4 protein-coding genes and 1 tRNA gene are annotated in these 7,585 nt (G+C 60.3%); all 5 read left to right on the top strand.

The genetic code is table 11. The features are described from left to right. The first annotated feature begins 896 nt into the window (after nucleotides 1-896). The 5 genes from D7X94_RS15160 (at nucleotide 897) to D7X94_RS15140 (ending at nucleotide 7,544) form a co-directional block, all read left to right on the top strand. A tRNA-Leu gene (locus tag D7X94_RS15160) sits at nucleotides 897-983 on the top strand. 84 nt (nucleotides 984-1,067) lie between these two features. After that, on the top strand, nucleotides 1,068-1,547 hold the full coding sequence (locus tag D7X94_RS15155) for a GNAT family N-acetyltransferase (protein WP_120428506.1): 480 nt from the start codon (nucleotides 1,068-1,070) through the stop codon (nucleotides 1,545-1,547). Beyond that, nucleotides 1,547-3,523 (top strand): elongation factor G, encoded by a 1,977-nt coding sequence (locus D7X94_RS15150; protein WP_120428505.1) that lies wholly within the window; start codon nucleotides 1,547-1,549, stop codon nucleotides 3,521-3,523. The genes D7X94_RS15155 and D7X94_RS15150 overlap by 1 nt, the downstream gene beginning before the upstream one ends. Nucleotides 3,524-3,829: 306 nt before the next feature. Further along, nucleotides 3,830-5,665 carry an ABC transporter ATP-binding protein gene (locus D7X94_RS15145; RefSeq protein WP_120428504.1) on the top strand — a complete coding sequence of 612 codons (1,836 nt, stop codon included), beginning with the start codon at nucleotides 3,830-3,832 and terminating at the stop codon, nucleotides 5,663-5,665. Further along, nucleotides 5,649-7,544 (top strand): ABC transporter ATP-binding protein, encoded by a 1,896-nt coding sequence (locus tag D7X94_RS15140; RefSeq protein WP_120428503.1) that lies wholly within the window; start codon nucleotides 5,649-5,651, stop codon nucleotides 7,542-7,544. The genes D7X94_RS15145 and D7X94_RS15140 overlap by 17 nt, the downstream gene beginning before the upstream one ends. The last annotated feature ends 41 nt before the right edge of the window (nucleotides 7,545-7,585 follow it).

Raw genomic sequence — 7,585 nt, 5'->3', positions numbered from 1 at the left:
CATGCGCCAGAAACAGCAAATCGTGAACACTCTTTTTGAGCAAGGAAACGCTTAGTTTTGTTACCCCCCCCGCCGAAAAACTACAAAATTTCTTCGGCGTTTTCTTACAATTTCAAATTGGCGTTGACACGCCCGCAGAGCCAGTACATCGCCCCGGTTGATTTCGTGCTTCCACTCGTGGCGGAAGTTCATTTGCTTCACCTCTCTTTTTGTTGATAGATCCATTGTACACCGGGAACCTTAGAAATAGCTTAGAATCAAGCATGGAGTGCTCATCGGGGAATGCCAAGTGGCATGGCTCATTCTGATTCCTAATTGCAACTGCGTCTGTTTAAAGATAACGAAAAAATGAGAAATAAGCTGGTAAAATAGCTTGACAACGGCCAAGGCTTATGGTAATATGTGGGCATTGAAAGAAAATTTTAAAAATGAAGGGGGCTATGTGGCTATGAGATTCAACGGGATTACCGGCGGTATGGCGGATCTGTCCCGCCTGTCTTATGCCTGTGGCAGATTCATCAGCATGGAACCCCCTGCCGGAGAGCCGGTTTGTGCTGTACCACTAGCGGATTATCGACCCGATATTGGTTCCAAAGCGACCTCAAGGTACCCCCCCATCTAAAGCTCTGGCTTGGCGGGAAGGAGGAAGGTATCTGCCGCCGCAGCGGCGCCCCAGCCTACTTACACCGTTTTCCCAGCTGCCGGACAAGGGATTACTTCGAGAAAATTTAAGCAAAGCAATCGATTTGAAACAGAGAAGAAGCCCAGGAGGGAACAATGTCCTTCTTGAGCTTCTTTTCTGTCGAGAAGAGAAAAAATAAAAAAACTATTGACAAAGCATCTCCTCGGTGCTATAATAAATGAGCGTTAGGGCGATAGCCCAAACGGTAAGCTAAGCAGGTATGGCGGAATTGGCAGACGCGTATGGTTCAGGTCCATATGAGCGCAAGCTCTTGCAGGTTCAACTCCTGTTACCTGCACCAAAAACACACCGTAATTTTGATTGCGGTGTGTTCTCTTTTGTGTAGATTTATGACAATCTGAAAGAGGCAGAGAGGGGAAGGCAGATGATTTTGCGAGGCTATACACCGGCGGATTGCCGGGAAATGGCGGAGCTATTCTATGATACGGTCCATACAGTGAGCGCCAAGGACTACACTCAGGAACAGCTGGATGCCTGGGCCACAGGCCTAGTTGATCTGGCAGAGTGGAACCAATCCTTTTTGGTCCATTATACCTTGGTGGCAGAGAAGGATGACCGGATCGTGGGATTTGGAGACATGGACCTCTCGGGGTATTTGGACAGGCTCTATGTACATAAGGATTATCAAGGACAGGGGATTGCCTCGGCTATTTGCGGGGAACTGGAAGAAGCGGTCCACAATCCGGTGACGACGCATGCTTCTATTACCGCCCGGCCATTCTTTGAGCACCGGGGCTACCGGGTGATAAGGGAACAGAAGGTGGTCCGCAGAGGGGTTTCGCTGACAAATTGTGTGATGCAAAAGAATAGAGGAGCAGAGAATCCGGGGGAGGAGGGGGCGTGATGGGGAAAACCTTAAACTTGGGCGTGGTGGCCCATGCGGACGCGGGAAAGACCACCCTTACTGAGCAGATTTTGTTTCGGTCGGGGGCGATCCGCAGGGCGGGCAGCGTGGACGAAGGGACTGCGGTCACTGATGGAATGGAGATTGAGCGGAGCAGAGGGATTTCAGTACGTACCGCCTGTGCCTCGGTTCAATGGAAAGACTGCCGGATCAACCTGATCGATGCCCCGGGCCACGCGGATTTTCTAAGCGAAGTGGAGCGCACTTTGGCGGTGCTGGACGCGGCGGTTTTGGTGATCTCCAGTGTAGAGGGAGTACAGCCCCAAACCCGTCTGTTATTGGAAGCCATCCGCAGGGCAAACCTGCCCTGCTTTCTGTTTTTTAACAAACTGGACCGGGCCGGAAGTAATTGGCGGAAGGCATTCGCTCAGGTGGAAAAAGAATGTGGGACGCCTTGCCTATCCCTTACCCGAGCGGAAAGAGAAGAAGAGCGGGAGGCGGCCTCTGTCCCTCTGGATTTTTCCAGCTCCGACTGGGAAGAAGCAGCGGTGCTGGCCAGCGGAGACGAGGTGCTTTTGGAAAGGCTTCTTTCCGGGGAGGCCTGTGACTCCCGGCTGTGGGAATGCCTGAAAGACCGGGTGAGCAGAGGAGAACTGTATCCGGCGGTATGCGGGGCCTCCAAATTCGGGCTAGGCGTACCGGAGCTACTGGACGGAATTTGCCGCCTGCTGAAAGAGGCCGAGCCTTTGGGAGAAGAGCTCTGCGCCCGGGTGTACAAGGTGGAGCACGATCCCGCTTTGGGAAAAGCGGCCTATGTGCGTCTCTTTGCGGGAGAAATCCGAAACCGTCAGACGGTAGATGTGGTGGGAAAAGGAGGAACCGGGCCGGAGGAGGCGCCTGCTGAGAAGGTCACCCGGGTGCGGGCGGTGGAGGGCCGGCGGTTTATAGATGGAGAGTGTCTGGCGGCCGGTGAGATTGGAGTAATCTACGGGATGGAATCCGTGCAGGCTGGAGACTTGTTGGGTAAGGCGCTGTCAGGGCTTCGGGAGTACCGTCTGGCAGAGCCGTTGTTGCTCTCTCGGGTGGAGCCGGAGCTTCCCGAGGAATTACCTCAGTTGACGGCGGCGTTGCGGCAGTTGGAGGACGAGGATCCCGCCCTGGGCTGCGAGTGGAACCGGGAAAAACAGGAGCTTTGGGCCCGGCTGACCGGCAAGCTGCAGATCGAGGTGCTGGAGGCACTGCTCCTCCAGCGCTGGGAGATCCGGGCCAGGTTCGGGGAGCCCTCCGTAATCTACCGGGAGACCCCGGCCTCCCCGGCGGAGGGGTTCGAGTCCTACACCTGGCCCAAGCCCTGCTGGGCGGAGGTGCGGTTCCTGGTGGAGCCCCTGCCCAGGGGGGCGGGCTTCCAGTATGAGTGTCTGGTGTCTCCGGGAAAGCTGCCCTATCGCTACCAGACCCATGTGGAGACGGCGGTGCCCCGGGCGCTGAAGCAGGGGATCCAGGGCTGGCAGGTGACGGATCTGAAGGTCACCCTGGTGGACGGCGGCTGGCACCACATCCACACCCATCCCCTGGACTTCTTTGTAGCCACGCCCATGGGCCTGATGAACGCCCTGCGCAATGCGGGGTCTAAGCTCTTGGAGCCTGTGCTGAAGGTGGAGCTCTCTGGGCCTCAAGATTATCTGGGCAAGGCGATGGGAGTGCTGGCATCCCGGCGGGCGGTGTTCCAGCCGGCGGAGCTTAGCGGGGATTCCTTTCGGCTGGAGGCCCTGGTCCCGGCGGCGGAGGCCATGGAGCTGCCGGTGGATTTCGCCGCGGCCACAGGGGGCATGGGGATTTACAGCTCCCGGTTTTCCCATTATCAGGACTGCCCAGAGGGGCTGGGAGCCAGCCGGGGCCGGGTGGGGCCGGACCCCCTGGACCGGGCAAAGTTCATCCTGGCTGCCCGCTCCGCCATGGCGGGAGAGCTGCCGTAAGCCGGGACGGCTTTTTGGCCCGGCTTTTGCGGAGGTTTGCCCAAGGGCAAACCTCCCGGCCGCAATCCGCTCTGCGGATTGCGAGGGAATTTTCCCGGCCTGACCAGAGGTCGGGCCGGGTGAAATTCGGCAAAAGCCGGCCTAGCGTGCAATTCGTCCCCTAAAAACAACAATTCGTCCCCGGAATGCGCCGGGGGCGATTTTTTCTGCTATACTGCATTTGTTTGAGGCACAGCGGCGGGCCCGTTCCCGCCAAGAGTGGATACCGCTGTGCCCTGGAAAGTCTTACTGGAAAGGATGACCCATATGGAAAACCCACAGGCAAAGCCCAAATACGGAATGCTCCGCTGCTCGGCCTTTATGGCCGCCCTGGCATGGCGCATCAAAGAGAAAAAGGTGATCCTCATCACCGTGGCCCAGGCGGTGCTGGCCGTGCTCACCAGCCTCTGCGGCCTGCTGGTGGTGCCGGCCATTCTGGCGGTGATCGAAAACCAGGGCACGATCCTCCAGCTGGTCGCCGCCGTGCTGGCCTTCACCCTGCCCATGGCGCTGTTCGCCGCTACCGATGTCCTTCTCACAGAGAACCGCCTCTATCCCCGCATCACGGTCCGCAGCTTCCTCATCGGCATGATTACGGAAAAAGCGGCCCGCACCTCCTATCCCAACCTCTACGACAAGCGCTTCAACACCCTCCGGGAAAAAGCCAATGTGGCTACCAACGGCAACAATCAAGCCACGGAGGCCATCTGGGAGACCTTCACCACCCTGCTGAAAAATCTCCTGGGCTTCGGCGTCTACCTCGCCATGCTCACTACAGCGGATCCCTGGCTGATGGCCCTGGTGCTGGCCACCTCTGTGGCCGGATACTTCATCAGCAAGCGCCTGGACAGCTACGGCTACCGCCACCGGGAGGAGGAGGCCAAGATCCTCAAGAAGCTGGACTACCAGTGGAACCTGCAGCAAAAGCTGGAGATCGGCAAGGACATGCGGATTTTCGGCATGAAGCCTTGGATCCAGGAGGTGACCCAGAAGGCCCTCTCCGCCATGCGGGCCTTCCACACCCGGGCGGAGAGCGTGTACATCTGGGGCCGGGTGATGGACCTGCTGCTGGCCTTCCTGCGCAACGGCATCGCCTACTGGCTGCTGATCGCCCAGGTGCTGGGGGGCGGCATGACCGTGTCCGCGTTCCTCCTGTACTTCACGGCGGTGGGGGGCTTCACCCAGTGGGTGACGGGAATCCTGAAGGATATGAACACCCTCTACCGCCAGTGCCTGGACATCTCCACCGTCCGGGAGCTGCTGGACTACCCGGAGGCCTTCGCCCTTGAGGACGGCGAGCCCCTTGCCGTGGACCCCGCCGCGCCCCACGAGATCCGCCTGGAGGACGTGAGCTACCGCTACGACGGGGCGGAGGAGGACGCCCTGTCCCACATCAACCTGACCATCCACCCCAGAGAAAAGCTGGCGGTGGTGGGACTGAACGGCGCGGGCAAGACTACCCTGGTCAAGCTGATCTGCGGCTTTCTGGACCCCAGCTCCGGGGTGGTGAAGCTGGACGGCCAGGACATCCGCCGGTATAACCGCCGGGACTACTACCGGGCCTTTGCCACGGTGTTCCAGGACTTCTCCGTCGTGGCGGCCACCGTGGCGGAGAACGTGGCCCAGAGCTGGGGAAGCCAGCCGGACCGGGAGAAGGCGGCCGCTTGCCTGGAAAAGGCCGGGCTCACGGAAAAGGTCGCCTCCCTGCCCCAAGGGATGGACACCCTGCTGGTCCGGGAGGTGTACGGGGAGGGGGTTGACCTCTCCGGCGGCGAGACCCAGCGGCTGATGCTGGCCCGGGCCCTCTATAAGGACGCGGCCTTTGTGGTGCTGGATGAGCCCACCGCCGCCCTAGACCCCATCGCCGAGGCGGACATGTACCAGAAATATAATGAGATGACCCAGGGGCGGCTCTCGGTGTATATCTCCCACCGGCTGGCCTCCACCCGGTTCTGCGACCGGATCCTCTTCCTCCAGGACCACGGCATCGCCGAGGAGGGAACCCACCAGGAGCTGCTGGAGGCCGGGGGCGGCTACGCCCAGCTCTACCACGTGCAGAGCAAATACTATCAGGAGGGATACAAACATGAAGAAGAAATCTGACGCCCTCACCCTGAGGGAGGGCTGGAAGCTGTTCTGCCGGGCCATGGGAACCCTCTACCGGCGCAGGCCGGGGGCGGTGCTCTCCTGCCTGCTGCTCAAGGCCTGGGAGTCTTTGACCCCCTACGTGGCCGTGTTCTTCTCCGCCCGGGTGATCGGGGAGCTGGCCGGGAGCCGGGACCCCATCGCCCTGCGGAACTGGGTGCTGGCGGCCCTCTTTGCCGCCGCTTTCACCGCCGGGGGCTCCGCCCTGCTCAACCGCTGGAAAAACAAGGAGAACTGCACCCTCTGGTATGACGCCCAATTTATCGTGCAGGAGAAGTACCAGTCCCTGGACTATATGGACGCGGAGACCACAGAGATGCGGGACCTGCTGCAGACCATCCATATGAACCAGATGGGGCCTGGCTTCGGCCTCATGTCCGCCCTCTGGGCGGCGGAGCGCCTGGTGGACGGCGCCTGCGTCACCCTGGGCGGCGTGGCCCTGACGGCGGGCCTCTTCCTGGCCCGAGTGCCGGAGGGCGCCGGACCCCTCACTGTCCTCAACAGCCCCCTCTGTGTTCTGGGGGTGCTGGGGGCCATGGTGCTGATCACCCTGGCGGGCTCCGCTCTGAGGAACTCCGGCAACAAGGAGCTGAGCAGCCGCGCAGGGGACCTGAACCAGGACAACGCCCTGTTCAGCCATTCCTGCGGACTGATCTACCACCGGAAATACGCGGCGGATGTGCGGGTATATGGGCAGGAAAAATACACCATGGCCTTTATGTATGACAAAAAGGGCACCTTTATGAGCAAAGGACCCTTTGCCCGGATCACCAGGAGGAGAGTGGGGCCGAAAAAGGCCGCAGGCGCCGGGGTCAACGCCCTCTTTGCTGGGGTGGCCTATCTGTACGTGTGCCTGAAGGCCTTGGGCGGGGCCTTCGGCGTGGGCATGGTGACCCAGTACGCGGCGGCAATCACCCAGCTGGCCGCCGGAGTGGGGGTGCTGTTCGGGGAGGTGGGCTTCATGCCCGTGAACGGCCGCTTCCTCAAGATGGTGTTCCAGCTGCTGGACGCCCCCAACCACATGTACATGGGCAGCCTCACCACGGAGAAGCGCAGCGACCGGGAGTACGACATCGAGTTCCGGGACGTGGGCTTCCGCTACCCCGGCAGCGACTTCTGGGCCCTGCGCCATGTGAACGTGAAGTTTCGGGTAGGGGGGCGGCTGGCGGTGGTGGGCCAGAACGGCTCTGGCAAGAGCACCTTCATCAAGCTGCTCTGCCGCCTCTATGACCCGGAGGAGGGGGAAATCCGCCTCAACGGCGTGGACATCCGCAAATACAATTACGACGACTACATGGGGATCTTCTCCGTGGTGTTCCAGGACTTCGCTTTGACGGAGTACTCCCTGGGGCCCAATGTGGCCGCGAGGGAGGCCTTTGACCGGGAGCGGGTGGAGGACTGCCTGGAGAAGGCGGGCTTCGGGGACCGGCTGGACTCTCTGCCCCAGGGGCTGAACACCTGTCTGGGCAAGGGCTACGAGGACAGCGGCGTGGACCTCTCCGGCGGCGAGGCCCAGAAGGTTGCCATCGCCCGGGCTCTCTACAAGGACGCGCCCTTCATCATTCTGGATGAGCCCACCGCCGCCCTGGACCCCATCGCCGAGGAGGAGATCTACACCCGGTTCGGCCAGATCATCACGGACAAGACCGCCATCTACATCAGCCACCGGCTCTCCTCCTGCCGGTTTTGTGAAGAAATTTTGGTGTTCGATCAGGGCACGGTAGTCCAGCAGGGAAGCCACGACGGCCTTGTAGCCGATGTTTCAGGAAAATACAATGAGTTGTGGTACGCCCAAGCCCAATACTATAGCGAAGAGGAGCGGCGCAGGCTTCTGTAGCAAAAAATCTTCAGAGACACCTCATTCACAAGGTAACGGCG

This window comes from Acutalibacter sp. 1XD8-33, assembly GCF_003612555.1.
Taxonomy (GTDB): Bacteria; Bacillota; Clostridia; order Oscillospirales; family Acutalibacteraceae; genus Acutalibacter.
This window is presented reverse-complemented; position numbering and strand designations above follow the sequence as displayed.

Excerpts from the sequence above, each read along its gene's own strand:
- D7X94_RS15155 (WP_120428506.1), top strand. The coding sequence starts at position 1,068 with ATGATTTTGCGAGGCTATACACCGGCGGATTGCCGGGAAATGGCGGAG.
- D7X94_RS15150 (WP_120428505.1), top strand. The coding sequence starts at position 1,547 with ATGGGGAAAACCTTAAACTTGGGCGTGGTGGCCCATGCGGACGCGGGA.
- D7X94_RS15145 (WP_120428504.1), top strand. The coding sequence starts at position 3,830 with ATGGAAAACCCACAGGCAAAGCCCAAATACGGAATGCTCCGCTGCTCG.
- D7X94_RS15140 (WP_120428503.1), top strand. The coding sequence starts at position 5,649 with ATGAAGAAGAAATCTGACGCCCTCACCCTGAGGGAGGGCTGGAAGCTG.